This window comes from Streptococcus pneumoniae (assembly GCA_040719455.1).
Classification (GTDB): Bacteria; Bacillota; Bacilli; order Lactobacillales; family Streptococcaceae; genus Streptococcus; species Streptococcus pneumoniae_G.
In genome coordinates this window covers 342,494-359,559 of record JBFDTN010000001.1, presented here as the reverse complement: position 1 = coordinate 359,559, position 17,066 = coordinate 342,494, and the positions used below count along the sequence as shown (strand labels likewise).

Annotated in this window: 10 protein-coding genes and 1 pseudogene; 2 read left to right on the top strand and 9 right to left on the bottom strand. The window is 43.5% G+C overall.

Annotated elements, in window-relative coordinates; all coding sequences use genetic code 11:
- Window positions 1-6: 6 nt before the first annotated feature.
- From AB1I63_01650 to lepA, 5 genes and pseudogenes are all read right to left on the bottom strand, one after another.
- Window positions 7-495, bottom strand: a pseudogene (locus AB1I63_01650) (DnaA/Hda family protein).
- A 125-nt stretch (window positions 496-620) separates the two neighbouring features.
- Window positions 621-1,577 (bottom strand): WYL domain-containing transcriptional regulator, encoded by a 957-nt coding sequence (locus tag AB1I63_01645; protein MEW4353593.1) that lies wholly within the window; start codon window positions 1,575-1,577, stop codon window positions 621-623.
- Between the two features lie 15 nt (window positions 1,578-1,592).
- Window positions 1,593-2,057, bottom strand: coding sequence for a GNAT family N-acetyltransferase (locus tag AB1I63_01640; protein MEW4353592.1), 465 nt, complete (start codon window positions 2,055-2,057; stop codon window positions 1,593-1,595).
- Window positions 2,032-2,862 carry an alpha/beta hydrolase gene (locus tag AB1I63_01635; GenBank protein ID MEW4353591.1) on the bottom strand — a complete coding sequence of 277 codons (831 nt, stop codon included), beginning with the start codon at window positions 2,860-2,862 and terminating at the stop codon, window positions 2,032-2,034. Before AB1I63_01635 ends, AB1I63_01640 begins: the two co-directional genes overlap by 26 nt.
- A gap of 526 nt (window positions 2,863-3,388) precedes the next feature.
- Window positions 3,389-5,212, bottom strand: coding sequence for a translation elongation factor 4 (lepA, locus tag AB1I63_01630; protein MEW4353590.1), 1,824 nt, complete (start codon window positions 5,210-5,212; stop codon window positions 3,389-3,391).
- A gap of 169 nt (window positions 5,213-5,381) precedes the next feature.
- Here lepA and AB1I63_01625 point away from each other — a divergent pair, with 169 nt between their 5' ends.
- Together AB1I63_01625 and pepT are read left to right on the top strand one after the other, a co-directional pair.
- Complete coding sequence (locus tag AB1I63_01625) at window positions 5,382-6,203, top strand: Cof-type HAD-IIB family hydrolase (protein MEW4353589.1); 822 nt, start codon at window positions 5,382-5,384, stop codon at window positions 6,201-6,203.
- Window positions 6,200-7,429 carry a peptidase T gene (pepT, locus tag AB1I63_01620; GenBank protein MEW4353588.1) on the top strand — a complete coding sequence of 410 codons (1,230 nt, stop codon included), beginning with the start codon at window positions 6,200-6,202 and terminating at the stop codon, window positions 7,427-7,429. Before AB1I63_01625 ends, pepT begins: the two co-directional genes overlap by 4 nt.
- Window positions 7,430-7,472: 43 nt before the next feature.
- Here the strand turns inward: pepT and AB1I63_01615 are convergent, their stop codons facing one another.
- From AB1I63_01615 to leuC, 4 genes are all read right to left on the bottom strand, one after another.
- Window positions 7,473-14,141, bottom strand: coding sequence for a ZmpA/ZmpB/ZmpC family metallo-endopeptidase (locus AB1I63_01615; GenBank protein MEW4353587.1), 6,669 nt, complete (start codon window positions 14,139-14,141; stop codon window positions 7,473-7,475).
- A gap of 119 nt (window positions 14,142-14,260) precedes the next feature.
- The gene (locus AB1I63_01610) at window positions 14,261-15,043 is read right to left on the bottom strand and encodes a Sua5/YciO/YrdC/YwlC family protein (GenBank protein ID MEW4353586.1); all 783 of its coding nucleotides are present in this window, start codon (window positions 15,041-15,043) and stop codon (window positions 14,261-14,263) included.
- A 47-nt stretch (window positions 15,044-15,090) separates the two neighbouring features.
- A complete protein-coding gene (leuD, locus tag AB1I63_01605; GenBank protein ID MEW4353585.1) occupies window positions 15,091-15,681 on the bottom strand; it encodes a 3-isopropylmalate dehydratase small subunit in 591 nt (196 codons plus the stop codon).
- Between the two features lie 2 nt (window positions 15,682-15,683).
- Entirely contained in the window at window positions 15,684-17,066 is a 1,383-nt protein-coding gene (leuC, locus tag AB1I63_01600; protein MEW4353584.1) for a 3-isopropylmalate dehydratase large subunit, read from the bottom strand.

The window sequence follows — 17,066 nt, the reverse complement described above, 5'->3', positions numbered from 1 at the left end:
GATTTTTCACAGTTTTTTCGGGCGGAACATTCGTCTCTCTTCCTTTGTTCTCTCTTCTTTCTTCGTTAGAAGTGAAAATTGTAATCTCTCCATGCTCTGCTCCAAGCCCCACTGAAATCGCGACATCAAGCGCTCGTCTGCATCTAGCTCCTTTGCGGCATACTGGCTTGTCAAAATCATTTGTTTCTCTTTGTTATATAAATAATGAACAAGATGAAGCAAATCTACCGAAGATTTCTCATCTTGCAACGCTTCCTCCACATCATCTAGTAACAGGACGTCAATAGATTCTCTTAGTGCTTCCCATTCACTTAATTGCGATTTCTTGACAAATTCTTGCCCATCTACTAAGTAGACATGAAGATGAGGATACAACTCCTCCATCTTAGCTTTTATCGCATAAAGCAAATGCGTTTTCCTACTTCCTGCCTCTCCATGAATGTAGAGCGGATTATAAGGACTACCACTACCTAGATTTTCTACAACAGCAATAGCTGCGGCATGGGCCTAGATATTTTCAGCTCCAACTACAAACGTATCAAACGTATATGACATATAAGTACCTCTTTTCTTTTTGATAAGATTAGTATAGCAAAAAGCATGGACAATATTTGTCCACGCTAGTCTTTTTGGTAACATTTTTTCATCTCATCTAAGGATTCTTTAATGTCTTCCACCAAACGATGAGGTGAAAGAACCCTCAAAGCCGATCCCCAGCTCAATAACCAGCGCTTCAAGCCTGGTGTATCTTGACTGGTAAAGGAGAGCTTGGCTTTGCCATTTTCCATCGAAAGAAGCTTTGCTGTCGGAAATTGGTCTAAAACAATCGCAGGATCATAGGAGAACAGGATTTCAATCTTCATGGGATCTCCCAAAAAGGCGTCCACACGCTGATTGCGTACGTCTCCATCTCGAAACTTCTTACCATAAGACAGGGAAGGCTTTTTAGCAGTTGACACCTGCCAAGTCTTGATCCGATCCAGCTTAAAGGTCACATAATTTTCGTGCTTGAGGTGAAAGGCTACCATATAAAAATAGTGAGAATCATAGTAGAGTGAGAGTGGAAAAATCGTATGCAACTTATCCTCCGTGCGATTAGGTGCTCGGTAGGTAATCTCAAGCATTTGCTCCGTGCGAATCATTTCTGACAATTCCCAGACCTTATCAATCCTGTCTTGTTGATCTGTCAAGGGTGCATAGTTCAGCCACTCACTGCCGATAATCACAGAAATTTCCGACTTCTCCTCTCGCGGAAGCATATCGAGCAATCGCTGTAATAATTCCTTATTTTCAGCTGTATTCAAGGCTCGATTTTCAAGTAAAATCTTTGAAATGATTAAAATATCTTTTTTATTAAAGCGAGAGTGCCCTTTTAAATATCGTGTGTGATCCTTGGGATTATAGACTAGCTCTGCGGCTACGAGAGCTTGGGTTTGTAAAAACTCACTGAGAAAGGAAAAATCCCGCTGAATCGTCTTTTCACTAACGCCAAATTCCGCTGCCACTTGCTTTTTTGACAAAGCAGCGCCTGACTGTAATTTCAAAAATAGCTGTAAAATCCGTTCCTGATCACTCATCACACGACCTCCTTTTTACAAAATCTTCTCCATAATCGTGTCTTGGGGCTTTAAACCGAGATGCTCATAAAAACGAAGGGCGCTAGCATTATCATTCCAAACACTTAGGGTTACATTGTAGCAATTTTCCTTGCGTGCAAATCTTTCTGCAAATTGATAAAGTTGTTGCCCAATTTTTTGTCCACGCGCAGCTTCAGACACACATAAGTCATCAATGAAAAGTGTTTTAATCGGCACTAAAACAGGCGATTCCACTCTTTTTAATTGGCAAAATAAATGCCCTAAAACCTGACCATTTTCATCTTCATAGACAAAAATCGGACGCACTTCATCTTCTAACATCTCTTGTAAATCCTGCTCATTAAACTTACGCCCAGAATCTTGAAATAAATCTGGTCGCACCGCATGATGAACCTGTAAAACTTGCTCCAGCAAATCCAAAATCGCTGGAATATCACTTTCTTTTGCTTGTCGAATCATGACTTTTCTCCATATAGTTCTTGATGTAGTTTGCTATTTTTTCACTTTCTGACCAATGAAGATAATGAAAATCCCCACCAGCTACAATGGTCACGTCTGAATCAGGATGAACATACTCAGAACGCTCATACTCAGCCACACGAAATTCTTGACAAAAAAGAATAACTGCAATATCTGATGGCATTTGTGTAGAAATCTCTTTCTCTTCAATAGAAATAAAGGCTTGAATAGGAGCTTGATCTGCTAAAGCAAGCTTGTCCTGTGCCTCATGATAGGTTTGCCAGAGTTGGTGAGCATCCTGTGGCGAGAAGTAGAGCTCTGAAAGCTCCCTTAAATAATCTTCAAACGTTTTTTCAGAAGCACTCAACTGCTCCTCTAAAGCTTGAAATTCTGGATAAGGATTTTTGGATAAGTTCCCATATAAAATCTCTCTTGTTGTTGGCTCAATCCCCACAAAAAATCGACAAGAAGAATCGTTTTCAAATAATTTTAAGGCCAAAATTCCACTGATACTATGGGCACAAATCCCATAATTTTCAATCGAATAGTCTTTTATGAGTTGAGAGAGGCTAGTCATCACATCTTTTATCGAGTCATTTGCTTGATTTCGCACCTTACTTTTTCCAGTATTCGGTAAATCAATCGTGAGAATTCCTATCTCTTCTGGTAATTTCTCTATGACTAGCCGAAAATTGTCCGCTGTCGAAAAAAAGCCCATACCGCTCAAAAAAAGAATTGTTGGATTTCCTTGTCGAAAAGTTGTATAGACTTCTCCAATCTTTGTTCTTATAAATCGCTCTTCCATGATTGACCTTTTACTACTATCACAAACTTCAGATTGTTGCGTGCCTTTCTTTGGCGCTTATAGCCCTCTTTTAAAGATAAGATGTGAAATCCACAAGCGCAAATAGAGGTCTTGCCAGACGTTAATCGCAACTAGACCTCTTTTTCGCACTTCTTTCTCTTCAAACTCTATTTCAGAACTGATCCCAAATCCGAAAGGATTGTTGTCCAAATCAAAGCCAAGTTCAATAAAAATCGTTGGACAATCAGCTCTCTGCCTTCTTCTAGGCTCAGACTTTAAATCCACTTAAATCTATCTTCCCACTCTTATTTCTTGGTTCAGAGATAAAATAGTCCATTATCTGAACACCCGGCGCTAGCGCTTGGGGATAAAATAGCACACCATTTGGACACCCTGCGCTGGCGCTTGGGGATAGAACAGTCCACTAGACTTACCTCGCTATCTTGTTTTCAAGCTCGGGATAAAATAGCACACCGCTCAAAACCCGGCGCTGACGCTTGGGGATAGAACAGGCCCCCGGACTGTTCTATTCCTCGTCCATGCTCAAGACGCTAAGGAAAGCTTCTTGTGGGACTTCGACGCTTCCGATTGCTTTCATGCGTTTTTTACCAGCTTTTTGTTTTTCAAGGAGTTTGCGTTTCCGTGAGACGTCTCCTCCGTAACATTTGGCTAGAACGTTTTTACGAAGGGCTTTGATGTCTGTCCGCGCCACAATCTTATGCCCAATTGCTGCTTGAATCGGCACTTCAAATTGCTGACGAGGGATAATTTTCTTCAGTTTATCGACAATCAATTTTCCACGTTCATAGGCGAATTCCTTATGAACGATAAAGCTGAGAGCATCAACCTTGTCGCCATTCAAGAGAATATCCATCTTAACAAGATTTGACTTGCGGTATTCAGAAATTTCATAGTCAAAGCTAGCATAGCCACGAGTAGAGGATTTGAGCTTATCAAAGAAATCAAAGACAATTTCGGCAAGCGGAATTTGATAAATGACATTGACGCGATTGTCATCAATATAATCCATGGTCACAAAATCCCCACGCTTGCGTTGCGCCAATTCCATCACGGCTCCAACAAACTCCTGCGGCACCATTATTTGCGCCTTAACATAAGGCTCTTCAATCGAATCAATCTTGGTTGGGTCGGGGAATTCAGATGGGTTAGACACATCAAGGACATCACCGTCTGTCATATTGACCTGATAGATAACGCTAGGCGCTGTCATGATCAGATCAATGTTAAACTCTCGCTCCAAACGCTCTTGGATAACATCCATGTGTAAGAGTCCCAAAAATCCACAACGGAAACCAAAACCGAGTGCCTGAGAGGTTTCTGGCTCAAATTGAAGACTGGCATCATTGAGCTGGAGTTTTTCAAGAGCTTCACGCAGGTCGTTGTACTTATTTGACTCGATTGGATAAAGACCTGCAAAGACCATCGGATTCATTTGTTTATAGCCAGATAGAGGTGCATCTGCTGGGTTATTCGCAAGGGTTACAGTATCTCCGACACGGGTATCTTGGACGGTCTTGATAGAGGCTGCAATGTAGCCAACGTCACCTGTTGCTAGGTAGTCACGACCAACAGCTTTCGGAGTGAAAATTCCCACTTCTGTTACGTCAAATGTCTTACCATTACTCATCATCTGAATCGTATCGCCAGGTCTCACAATACCATCCATGACACGCACCTGCAAGATAACCCCTCGATAGGAATCATAGACCGAATCAAAAATCAAGGCCTTGAGCGGCGCTGTCACATCTCCTGCTGGGGCAGGAACTTTTTCAACGATTTGCTCTAAAATCTCTTCAATCCCGATTCCAGCCTTAGCAGAAGTTGGCACCGCTTCACTAGCATCCAGTCCAATCACATCTTCGATTTCTTGACGCACCCGCTCTGGATCTGCTGCTGGCAGGTCAATCTTATTGATAATCGGCAGGATTTCCAAATCATTATCGAGGGCAAGGTAGACATTGGCAAGGGTCTGCGCTTCGATTCCCTGCGCAGCATCTACAACCAAAATCGCCCCTTCACAGGCTGCAAGCGACCGTGATACCTCATAGGTAAAATCGACGTGCCCCGGCGTGTCAATCAGGTGGAAAATATAGGTTTCTCCATCTTTTGCCGTATAGTTCAATTCAATAGCGTTGAGCTTAATGGTAATCCCACGCTCGCGCTCCAAGTCCATGCTGTCTAGCAACTGAGCCTGCATTTCACGACTTGACACCGTCTCTGTCTTTTCCAAAATCCGGTCTGCCAAGGTGGACTTCCCGTGGTCAATATGGGCAATAATCGAGAAGTTGCGAATCTTCTCCTGACGCTGTTTTAATTCTTCTACGTTCATCTTTCTCATCCTTTTAGGGTATTCTATTTATTATATCATAACTAGCACTGATTGTGCTAGGTTGAAAAAAGCATTTTCGTCCTCTAGTTATGACGTTAGGATTTTTCCCTATTTTAGCCCAATTTATGCTATAATGAGGGCAGAATTGCTTTTTAGAAAAGAGGTCGCTATGATTCAACTGATTGCCTTAGATATGGATGGGACTTTGCTCAACGAAGCTAAGGAAATTCCCCAAGAAAATATCGACGCTATCCACCAAGCCCTAGCCAAAGGTGTCAAGCTGGTTCTCTGCACCGGTCGCCCCTTGATTGGGGTCAAGCCTTATTTTGAGAAACTAGGACTTGATGCGAAGCATGAATACGTCATTGTCAACAACGGCTGCTCGACTCATGAGACGAGTGATTGGAGGCTCGTGGATTACCAAGCTCTCAATGAAGATGACATTCGCTATCTAGCTGGTATTGCTAAAGATAGCCCTGTCCAGTTTACCTTATTTGATGAAGAGCATTACTTTGTTGTGGATGAGCCTGCAAGCGACATTGTCACCCACGACGCTAGTCTTGTCTTTACGATACCAACAGAGATCAGCCTTGATGAGGCTATATCTCACCAACACACCATGTTTCAAGGGATGTTTTTAGCAGAAAAAGACATCCTTGATCAGTTTGAAGAAAACTACGCAGAAGAGCTCTGCCAGCGTTTCAATGGCGTGCGTTCGCAGCCAGTCATCTATGAAACCCTGCCAAAAGGTACAAGTAAAGCATCGGCTCTTGCTCGACTCGCTGCTACATTAGGCATTGATCCTGCAAATATCATGGCTATTGGTGATGCCAATAATGACATCGAAATGCTCGAATTTGCAGGTCTCGGCGTTGCTATGGGAAATGCCAGCGATACGATTAAATCCATCGCTGACGCTGTGACTGACAGCAACGAAGAAAATGGTGTTGCAACTGCTATTAAACAATATATTTTAAAGGAGAACGCATGAAATATCCCAACCTACTCGAGCGTTTTTTGACTTATGTAAAAGTCAATACTCGCTCTGATGAAACCTCTACTACCACTCCAAGTACGCAAAGTCAAGTGGATTTTGCCCAAAACGTCCTCATCCCTGAGATGAAACGAGTGGGGCTTGAAAATGTCTATTACCTCCCCAACGGCTTTGCGATTGGGACACTCCCTGCCAATGATCCAAGCTTGACCCGAAAAATCGGCTTCATCTCCCATATGGACACTGCTGATTTTAATGCAGAAGGCGTTCATCCACAAATCATCGAAAACTATGATGGAAAAGACATTCCTCTTGGTGAATCTGGTTATCACTTGAGTCCAAAAGACTTTCCAAATCTCTCAAACTACAAAGGTCAAACCCTCATCACAACGGATGGTACGACCCTGCTCGGTGCAGATGATAAGTCAGGAATCGCTGAAATTATGACAGCTATCGAGTACCTCCATACCCATCCAGAAATCAAGCACTGCGAGATTCGTGTAGGCTTTGGTCCAGACGAAGAGATTGGGGTCGGAGCAGATAAGTTTAACGCCGAAGATTTTGCTGTGGATTTCGCCTATACCGTGGACGGAGGTCCTCTTGGTGAGCTTCAATACGAAACCTTTAGTGCTGCTAGTGCTGAGATTACCTTTAAAGGACGTAATGTTCACCCAGGAACCGCTAAAAATCAAATGATTAACGCCTTGCAGCTAGCCATGGATTTCCATGCTCAACTGCCAAGAGAAGACCGTCCAGAAAAAACAGACGGCTATCAAGGCTTTTACCATCTCATGAAAGTAGATGGCTCTGTGGAGGAAGCCCATGCTAGCTACATCATCCGTGACTTTGAAACAGAAGCCTTTGAAAACCGCAAATCGCTTATGGAGAAAATCGCACGAGATATGAACCAGACATTCGACACCGAGCGCGTAATTCTGACACTTGCTGACCAATACTACAACATGAAACAGGTCATTGAAAAAGACATGACTCCTGTTACTATTGCTAAAGAAGTCATGGAGAATCTTGACATTCAAGCAATTATCGAGCCGATCCGTGGTGGGACAGATGGTTCTAAGATTTCCTTTATGGGAATTCCAACTCCGAATATCTTTGCTGGAGGAGAAAATATGCACGGACGTTTTGAGTATGTCAGCCTAGAAACCATGGAAAAAGCAGTCGATGTGATTATCGGAATCACGTCTTATAAATCATCAATCTAACACAAAAACTACCTAGACCTGCAAGTCTAGGTAGTTTTCTTATCTAGGCATTATCCTTATAAACGGATGTCATAAACTCTTGTGTATCTGCAAAATATGCTCTATAAATCGCATCTTTCAACTTGTTGACAGAGGATTGCCAAGAATTATAGAAATTGTAGTTTTGAAGATCATCCTGCATGGCTTGATCCATCATCCGCTGCAAACGAGCAACATCCACATCTTTATAGAATTTACCATCATATCTAAAGCTGATCGACTTCAAGTTGCCTAATTGATCAATCCGTTGTTGATACATCGCTTTCTTGAAATCTGTGATTGTAGGGTATTGCCCATCTGGATAAATCTTGTTGATGATAAATTGGTCTGTCAAGACCTTGTGACCTGCTGCTTCAGATGCTGCTTTTAGCTGATTGGTCACATACGGCAAGAAGCCTTCTCGGTAGCCTTTTTCAGCTAAAAGGTTGAATGCCATTTCTCTAAAGAGCACTGGATTTGGAGCACCGGCAAAATTTTCAGATGCTGCATAAATCGGCTTAAAGAGCGGTAAGACAAAGTATCCATTTCTGCTCAACTGCTTGTTAATCAGATTGACATCATAACTATCCTCAAAACGATTGGAAAGCAGATTATGATCAATCAAATCTGTAAATGTCTTTAAGTGAATCTTCTGCCACTCTTCATCGGAAATTGCTCCTGCATAGATACGTCCATAGCGATCATCACTTTGGTCCGTCGTTAGCTGATGAAGAATCATCTTCTGCTGATCTTTTCTCAATTTCAAGACAGATTGACCCTCCAGATAGTTCAAGGTATAAACCACATCGAGCTGGCGATGGAGATAGTCTTGCAAATCTTTATCAGACTTAAAGCGGTCTGATTCGGTATTGTGAAGACCGTAGTCCAGATGACCCATGTTGTTAAAACCAATCACCGCATCTGCCGAATGGTGAACAGACTGTAAGAGTCCTAAGGCATAGGCTTCTGCTGCTAAATGCTCTCTACGACCATAGCCTAAGAAATAGCTATTTCTATCCAGAGCATGGGTCATCTCATGAGTATAGGTAGCTGCACCATCAACGCTTAGCATACGAGCTTGAACATTGTAAATCGTTGGCACACTACCAATCGTATAGGCTCCTGCATTGTCAATTTCTCCTGAACCAGACTTCCAATAGCCAAGTAAGCCAAAGAAGTTTCGAATAGCGTCAGTCGAATTCGGACCATAGCTCGCATACCATTCATTAGTCGATGTCTTTCCACGCTTCATATATTGGTCCCAGACAAAGATGTCTTTGCGAACACGCTCTTTGTCCGCACCTAGCATACGGCTCCAGAAGTCAGAATAAGAACGATGGCGCACAGCTGTCGCTTGAATGTCTCGCTCCACTCGCTCTATCTCTGTTTTAAACATCTCTGGATTCGTCTTTTCAAGCCCCATATCCATGTAACGATCATACATTCCAAGAGCAATAGAAGACAATGTGGAGATGACAAAGACTCCCTTATTCGGCAAGGTCAAAAGCCCTAAAATGAGCTTGCCTTGATTGCCTAATTTATCCAACCGATCAAACAAATCAACTGACGCATCTGGTTGTGCGAGTGATTTTTCTTCAACAATATAGGCTTTTGAAGTTTGTCTGAGCCAATCGTTATTACTCAAACTTGGTGCAAGAATCTGGCGATAGGCTTTGAGATAAGAGACAATATCCTTAGGTTCTTCTTTTTCTGCCAACACTTTCTGATATGTCTCTTCCACTTGGAATCCCATCAGATAGCCAATCTTGTCTGTCACCGCAAGTACCTTATCCAAGCTACTAATCGTAGCACCACTAAGGAAATCACGGTGGAAGACCATCAAATCTTTCGCATTTGTCTGATCGATCTGGATATGATACCAACGATTCAAATAAGCCAATCCAAGGACAATTCTCTCCTTGTTTTCTAACAAATAATTGGCAATATGCTGGTGAATCAATTCTTGAGTGCCTCCTACATGGAGACTCGTTGCTAAGAGTTTCTTGAGCTCAGGTTCAATCGTCTCAACAACTTTTTGAATCGTCTCATTTAAGCCCAGAGTATCAAAGGTTGAAATCTCATACAAGTCTTTCACACTTGATACGCTCACCTTCTTAAATTCTGGAAGAACCTTCTCTAAAATCGCTTGCACATCCATCTTATAAGAGCGTGGGGTGTAGGCGAGATTTGTTCCTTCTACTTGATACTCAAAAATATTGCCATTCGACACAGTCTTTTGGAAGGTCACATTGCGGTATTCACTCGTCTTGTCCTTATAAATCAGCAAGATTTTTATGACATCACTTGGTTGAGAGAGATTTTCCGTTAGAAACTCATTTACTTTGAAAGGCGTCACACTGAGTAATTCTGTTGTTGCTAGCTTATCCTTTTCATCTACTAGATTTCCATAGCGAACAATCTCTTCTTTATTGTAGAATGGAAGCAATTTTTCAAGATTTTCATAAGCTATCTTATGGTCTTTTCGTGCATGTGGTAGGACAGAGAAATTCGTCACTGCTTCAATTGTTTGCTTTTCAGCTGGTACCTCTAAGCCAAAATCAGATAATTTCTTTTCTAAATCTGCCTCGGCAAGAAGTGTTCCTGTTTGCTCTTTTTCACGATCGGCTGCAATACTGGTTTGTCCTTCAACGAGATAGATATTGGTCATCGTCGCTTCATTGTAATACTGCGCTCCATGGACAGGATTTCCCCGATCAACCTTAACAGCGCTAATCGCATCACTCAAGCTACCGTCCAAATATCCAACAATGCCTCCAGCTATGAAAGGATTATTGGTCAAAGGATTTAACTCAAGCAAACTACCTTTGGCATAAAGATGTTTGAGAGAAACAGCATTTTCAGTCTTACCAACAACTAAGCCATTATTATTCAGCGTTGGAAAGGCTGAGTGGACTGTCATATCCGCATGCACAACAGCTCTATCAATCTGACCCCCTGTCATTTGACCAACAATCCCTCCGCTATGAGATTGTCGAATACTGTCTTTTCCTGTGATACCACCCACAAAAGAAACATGGGTAAAGTTTGTCTGACTAGCCTTTGATACTAAGCCACCGACGTTTTCCTTGGCTTCAAGATTTCCTTTTACAGCCACATGCTGAACCCTTGCATTCACTGCCTCTTTTGCTAGCGCGCCAATATCTGCACTTGAGCGAATCGCTACATCTTTGAGTGCTACATGGTCAATCGTCGCCCCTTTTAATGTTTCAAATAAAGGTGCTTTTAAGTCATAGATCGTATAGGTATGACCATCTTTTCCTTGCAAGGTTCCTGAAAATTCACCAGTAAAATAGCTAGAAGCGCCATTTTCTAAAGCAATCTCATCAGCTGTCATATCAGCTCCAAGTGTGAAGAGACCAGATGGATTTGCCAGTATAGCTTTTCTAAGAGCTGCAAACGAAGTGTAAACATTTGCCTGACTGGTATTTACTTTTGGTACATAAAAACTATATCCGTCTTCAAGATTTCCATGATTTGCTGTATCTTGTTTTAATTCCGATAAATCAGCTGTAATCTTATAGACAGCTTTGCCATCTTTTGTTTCTTCAGTGATGGAGGCTATCGGCAATAACCATTCGAGTTGTTTTTGAGATTTTAACTTGACAAAATACTGACTTAAATCACTCGGTCTTTCGGATAAGGTCACATAACGACGTGTTCCCAAACGTCCTGCACTTCTAAAGGCTGTCTCATTCTCCCTGCGACCATACAATTCAGCAGAGGTGATGTCACGCAACTCCAGACTCATCGGAGTCTCGTCTTTCAACGTCACAAGCTCTCTATAATCATAAGAAAGTGTCTTGACTCCTTCTTCATCTTTAGTATCATACTGAATCGTCAATATGACCTGATAAGGAGTATTGAGGGAAAGTTGGTCAAACGTAACTGGATTATCTAAGTCTGAGAGAGCTTTCTCAGCAATCAAGGTTTCACCATGATAGAGCTGAACTTTTCCAGATTGGTAAGCTACTGCCTGCTCAATCATTGGTTGCACTGTCACCGTTTTTTCAGCAGCATGACCTACGACACTGCTAATCGAAATCTCAGGCACAGGCAAGACTTGCTTATCTTCCAAAGCGGCTTTTGCAGCCAAAAGATTAGCGAGTGCTAAGCTTACCTTTGGTGTTTCTTGAGTTACTTCTGCGACAGTCGCGTAAGGATTAGATAAGACTCCATCTGCTACTTCTTGCTCCGCTTTTGCTGCATCTAAAGCTTCTTCATAGCGAAGTACAGAGGCTTTTGTTTTCGTCTTTGTATCGACTACTGCTGTAATCGCATGCTCTAACTCTTCTTTGGCTTTTCTAAGAGACGATTTGTCCACTACTAGAGCTTCCTTGGAATCCTCTAGCTGCTTGAACGCCAAATCCACTTGTACCTTGGCTTTATCAATCTGAGATTGAACGACTTCTTCATTCAAGAGAATTTCTTTTGCTTCTTGATTGAGGCTGATAGCTTGGGTCTTTGCCTCCTCATATTTCTCGATGCTATCAGCGGTATAGCCTTTTGTATCTAGCTCACTTGATAAGGTAGTTTCTAAGAGATTCTGAGCCATTTCCAAGGCTGACTTATCCACTACTGGAGGTAGAGTATCCGGATTTAACGCTGGCTTTTCAACCACTAGTGGAGGAACATCTCCAACACTATAGTTTGGAATGGTAGCTGGATCTAGGCTTGATAAAGCTACTGTTGGGGCTGGATCTGAACCAACACTCGAATGAACTTCTAAGGTTGGCAAGTCCACCGTTGGGGCTGGGGAGTCACCCACACTGGTATGAGGTTCTTCTGGGACTTCCAAGGCTGGCAAAGCCACCGTTGGAGCTGGGGAGTCACCTACACTGGAGTGAGGTTCTTCGGAAACTTCAAAAGTTGGCAAAGATACCGTTGGAGCTGGATCACTTCCCACACTTGAATGGGGGTCGGACGGAACTTCCAAGGTTGGTAAGTCCACAGTTGGGGCTGATTCGCTACCTACACTGGAGTGAGGTTCTGACGGAACTTCCAAAATTGGCAAGGTTACTGTCGGTACTGGTTCACTTCCCACACTTGAATGGGGTTCGGTTGGAACTTCCAAAGTTGGTAAATCCACCGTTGGGGCGGGCTCGCTACCTACATTTGAGTGAGGTTCTGACGGAACTTCCAAAATTGGCAAAGCTACTGTCGGTGTTGGTTCACTTCCCACACTTGAATGTGGTTCCACAGGGACTTCCAAAGTCGGTAAGTCTACCGTTGGGGCTGCTTCTTCGCCTACACTTGAATGAGGTTCTTCTGGGACTTCCAAAATTGGCAAAGCTACTGTCGGTGCTGGTTTACTTCCTACACTTGAGTGAGGTTCTTCTGGGAATTCCATGGCTGGCAAAGCTACTGTCGGAACTGGCTCACTTCCCACACTTGAATGGGGGTCGGACGGAACTTCCAAAGTTGGCAAATCTACTGTCGGTGCTGGTTCACTTCCTACACTTAAATGGGGTTCTGACGGAACTTCCAAAGTCGGCAAAGCTACCGTTGGCGCTGGAGATTCGCCCACACTTGAATGGGGTTCGGTTGGAACTTCCAAAGTTGGCAAATCTACTGTCGGTGCTGGTTCACTTCCTACACTTGAATGGGGTTCTGACGGAACTTCCAAAGTCGGCAAAGCTACCGTCGGCACAGGTTCACTTCCCACACTTGAATGAGGTTCTGACGGAACTTCCAAGGTTGGCAAGGCTACCGTTGGTGCCGATTCCGTTCCTACGCTAGAGTGAGGTTCTGACGGAACTTCCAAAGTCGGCAAAGCTACCGTTGGCGCTGGAGCTTCGCCCACACTTGAATGGGGTTCTGTTGGAACTTCCAAAGTTGGCAAGGTTACTGTCGGTGCTGGTTCTTCGCCTACGCTATGAGTTGGCATCTCTACGGGTTTTGGGATTGTAGGAGCTAAAGTATCTTCATGCACAGAAGGAGTATTTGGTTTTACTTGGCTTTCTTCTTTTGAGGCAGGGCTAGACGCTTTGCCTTGCGAGCTAGTCTGTTCATCTTCTTTTACAGTGCTAGAAGGTTTCACAGTTTTTGGCTCATTTACTAACTCCCCTTTAGCTTCTACACTGGAACTTCCTTTAATATAGCCTACATAGCTAAAATTGGGAATTTCTGCCGTCTTTGGTAATGGCTCCCCTTTTTTCAAGACAAAAGTCTCTTGATAACCAGATAAGGACTTGCTTTCTAAGGCATTGATAGTAGGAAGTTGCATCGCTACCCCTCCTGCCGTTAACAAGGTCAAAGAAAGAATAATCTTTTCTGTAGTTGATTTTCGACTAGAAAGACTGGCTACTCCAATGACTAAAAAGACTGCTCCTAAAGCTAGGGAAAGCTCAGCAGAATTTCCACTGGTTTTTGGAAGAGTAGCGAGTGGCTTTGCACGATAGACCAAATAATAGATCTGATCTTGATTGGTATTTTGAGGAAGACCTTGCTGGATAAGGGATTTTTCCTGCTCAGTCAACTCAGACTCTGCAACATACTGGTAGGTGACAGAAATATCCTCGCTCTTTTGCTCAAGTATATCTGCTTGAACTCGTGTTAAAGTATGTGAATCACACCAAAAATCCCCCACAGCTAGGGATACAGCTCCCACAGCCAGAGTTCGAATGGAAAATTTCAAAAGGCGATTCCACATGCCCTGATTCGATGATTGATTCATAATCCTTCCTTTTTCTTTCACTTTTTTCAAATCCTATTATAACACATCTATATAGAAAACGTTTACCTTTCTATATATTTCATAGAAAAAACTGCCCTTTAAAGCAGTTTTTTGGCTTATTAGTAATACTCTCCTTGGCGGTAGTCCCATGAGTTGAAGTGGTCTGATAAATGCATCATGATCTTATCAATGTCAAGACCTTTACGGATGACGACTGGGCATGGGGAAATGGAGCGGCTGTCCTTACCTTGCTCTGGAATCAAGTTTCCATCTTTATCGACCATTGATACCATTACTCCTTGTTCGTAGCGAGTTTCTACGGTCTTATCTGGCTGGATGGACGCCACATAATCATCTGCTTCAATCACCAAATCAACGCTTGATTCAATACGCTCGCCAATGCCTTCTACTTTGCCCCGATTTCCTTTTCCAGATGGATTTGCTGAGGAAGCATAGACCATTTTGCCCTCTTCCCAAAGACGGGCTGCCAGCTGCTCTCCTGCTGTACCAAACTTGATAACAAAACAACTCGTACCACGGCTATCCGTCATCAATTCTTCCCGACCATCACCATAAGCCTTAAGTCTTTCCATTGCCTCCTCTTTCCAAGGCAGGATGCAACCGAGCAAAATATCTTCATCCCAATGTTTTTGATAAAAGGCTTCGATTTCTGGGTTGAGCTGAGCTAGGGCACGGAGCTCCTCCATACTTCCGCAAAGCACTACCCCTGGTTTATTGCGATTGCGCTCTTTGGCTGTAAATTTGCGCTCAAGTCCTGCTTTATCACTGGTCATGATGATATAGCCTACCTTTGTCGGACAGACAATACATCCGCCATTTCCTTGTAAAATCTCAAGTCCTTCTTGTGAAAGTTCCCCTATCCACTCTATATGTTTTGTCATCGTTCTATCCTCTTTTCTTTTTAATAGTTCATTTTTGTAAATAGTTACTACTGCCAATAGGCAGGGCGATTGCGTTCGTAGGCTGCAATCAAATCCTCATATTGAAGGGTGATGCCAATGTCATCTAGCCCATTTAAGAGCTTGTATTTCCACTCGCTGTCAATGTCAAAGTGAAACTCGCCCACAGGAGAGATGATGACCTGTTTTTCTAGGTCAACCGTGACTTCATCATCTGGGCTTAGCCCTGCTAATTTCTCACGGACACTTCTTGGCTGGACAATGGGCAACATGCCATTGTTCAATTCGTTATTGTAGTGAATATCGCCAAAAGACCCTGCAATCACGACCTTAAAACCGTAATCAGACAGCGCCCAGGCAGCATGTTCCCGGGAAGATCCTGCTCCAAAATTATCCCCTGTCACTAAAATGGTGGCTTTACGGTATTCGTCCTTGTTAAAGACAAAATCAGGATTTTCCGTATAGGCATGATCTAGATAACGCCAGGCATACATAAGGTACTTGCCAAAGCCTTTCTTGTCGATCAGCTTGAGAAATTGCTTGGGAAGAATCTGGTCGGTATCAATATTGTCATTCATAAGGGGAACTGTTCTTCCCGTATAAATGGTGAATTTTTCCATATTTATTCTACCTCCGCCAATTTTCTAACATCAACGAAGTGCCCAGCGATTGCTGCGGCAGCAGCCATGGCAGGACTGCACAAGTGGGTCTTGGCTCCGAAACCTTGGCGATCTTCAAAATTTCGATTGCTGGTTGAGGCACAATGAACACCGTCTGGCACCTTGTCTGGATTCATACCGAGGCACATGGAGCAACCTGGATCCCGCCATTCAAAACCTGCCTCTAGGAAAATCTTATCAAGCCCCATTTTTTCAGCTGCTCGCTTGACAGGTCTGCTTCCTGGCACGACAATGGCAGTCAGATTTGGGGCAATTTTCTTGCCCTTGACAAACTTAGCCGCAAGCGCTAGATCGCTCAGGCGAGCATTGGTACAAGAGCCAATAAAGATATAGCCCAACTCAATCTCTTCAATCTTTTGGCCTGGTCTGGTTCCCATATACTGATAGGCCCGCTCATCATTGATGTCCTTGATGTCTGGGAAGGCCTCATCAAAAGCCACACCCATAGAAGGATTGGTCCCCCACGTCACCATAGGAGCTAAACTTGAGACATCCATGCGAATGACCTTGTCATAGACCGCATCCTCATCTGAGACCAAGGTCTTCCAATCGGCAATCGCAGCTTCAATGTCCGTTGGGGCATTAGCTGTCTCTCGTACATAGTCGTAAGTCTTTTGGTCAGGATTCATCATGCCGATCTTGGAGCCAAATTCAATGGACATATTGCAAATGGTCATGCGCTCTTCCATGCTAAGACGCTCCACCGCATCGCCTCGGTATTCCACGGCATAGCCCACCCCTAGACCAACTCCGTGCTTAGCAATCAGCGCTAAAATATAATCCTTGGCATAGACACCTTTTGGGGCTTGTCCTACAAACTCAACCAAGAGCTTCTTGGGCTTGACCTGCCAAATGGTTTGGGTGGCAAAGACATGCTCCACTTCGCTGGTCCCAATCCCAAAGGCCAGAGCACCGAAGGCTCCATGCGTCGCCGTATGGCTATCGCCACAGACGATGAATTTCCCCGGTTGGGTGCGTCCTGTTTCTGGTCCAATCATGTGGACAATGCCTTGGAGTTCTGAACCGTGATCCGCGCAATCAATGCCAAACTCGACCACATTTTCTGCCAGCTTATCCATCTGCGCCTTTGAAATCACATCCCGAATATCATAGATATTGACAGTCGGCACATTGTGGTCAAAAGTTCCGTAGGTCAAGTCAGGTCTTCTCAAGCGTCTTCCTGCCTCACGCAAGCCTTGAAAGGCCTGAGGACTTGTTACCTCATGGATATAATGTTGGTCCACATACATGAGCTGGGGTTGCCCTTCATTACCTGTAATGACATGGCGTTCCCAGACCTTGTCTAAAATCGATTTTCCTGCCAT

What these genes read in the sequence shown, in the direction of transcription:
- AB1I63_01645 (MEW4353593.1), bottom strand. Translation starts at nt 1,577, where the DNA reads ATGAGTGATCAGGAACGGATTTTACAGCTATTTTTGAAATTACAGTCA.
- AB1I63_01640 (MEW4353592.1), bottom strand. Translation starts at nt 2,057, where the DNA reads ATGATTCGACAAGCAAAAGAAAGTGATATTCCAGCGATTTTGGATTTG.
- AB1I63_01635 (MEW4353591.1), bottom strand. Translation starts at nt 2,862, where the DNA reads ATGGAAGAGCGATTTATAAGAACAAAGATTGGAGAAGTCTATACAACT.
- lepA (MEW4353590.1), bottom strand. Translation starts at nt 5,212, where the DNA reads ATGAACGTAGAAGAATTAAAACAGCGTCAGGAGAAGATTCGCAACTTC.
- AB1I63_01625 (MEW4353589.1), top strand. Translation starts at nt 5,382, where the DNA reads ATGATTCAACTGATTGCCTTAGATATGGATGGGACTTTGCTCAACGAA.
- pepT (MEW4353588.1), top strand. Translation starts at nt 6,200, where the DNA reads ATGAAATATCCCAACCTACTCGAGCGTTTTTTGACTTATGTAAAAGTC.
- AB1I63_01615 (MEW4353587.1), bottom strand. Translation starts at nt 14,141, where the DNA reads ATGAATCAATCATCGAATCAGGGCATGTGGAATCGCCTTTTGAAATTT.
- AB1I63_01610 (MEW4353586.1), bottom strand. Translation starts at nt 15,043, where the DNA reads ATGACAAAACATATAGAGTGGATAGGGGAACTTTCACAAGAAGGACTT.
- leuD (MEW4353585.1), bottom strand. Translation starts at nt 15,681, where the DNA reads ATGGAAAAATTCACCATTTATACGGGAAGAACAGTTCCCCTTATGAAT.
- leuC (MEW4353584.1), bottom strand. Translation starts at nt 17,066, where the DNA reads ATGGCAGGAAAATCGATTTTAGACAAGGTCTGGGAACGCCATGTCATT.